The sequence below is a fragment of the Escherichia sp. KCJ4928 genome (genome assembly GCF_004352695.1).
Taxonomy (GTDB): domain Bacteria; phylum Pseudomonadota; class Gammaproteobacteria; order Enterobacterales; family Enterobacteriaceae; genus ECMA0423.
On sequence record NZ_SJWV01000619.1, the window covers coordinates 1 to 422 of the forward strand.

Annotated in this window: 1 pseudogene; it reads right to left on the minus strand. The window is 31.3% G+C overall.

From position 1 onward, the window contains the following. Window positions 1-104: 104 nt before the first annotated feature. A pseudogene (gene yrhA / locus E0D98_RS25905) lies at window positions 105-422 on the minus strand (protein YrhA); the annotation flags it as partial.

The window sequence follows — 422 nt, forward strand, 5'->3', positions numbered from 1 at the left end:
GTTTTTCCATAGCTTGCACTGCTAAATTTCGAACAAGGAATTTTCTGCTGGTAATCTCTAAAAAGATGGCATGGTTTACAATGATTTTTGTTTCCTTTTGATTATTATGAACAACTGTCCATGATTTCGTCTAAGAATGAAGAGAAATCACTAAACGAACTGAATATATTTTCTGTGCCAATATTATCTCTAATTTCAAAAAAGTTACTTTTAATGTCATAAGTAAATATTGAAATGCTATCATCCCCGATCACTAACCGTTCTTGTAGATCAGGGTTTATGAAATCATCATTATTTCTATAAAATTCATTTACGGCAAAAAGGTTTTTAACTGAAGGTTCTGGAATCGAGAGGCTAAATAATCGTAATCCATTAACTTCGAATCCATCCATTGCTCTTAAAAAAGTAAGATAATCAGGTTG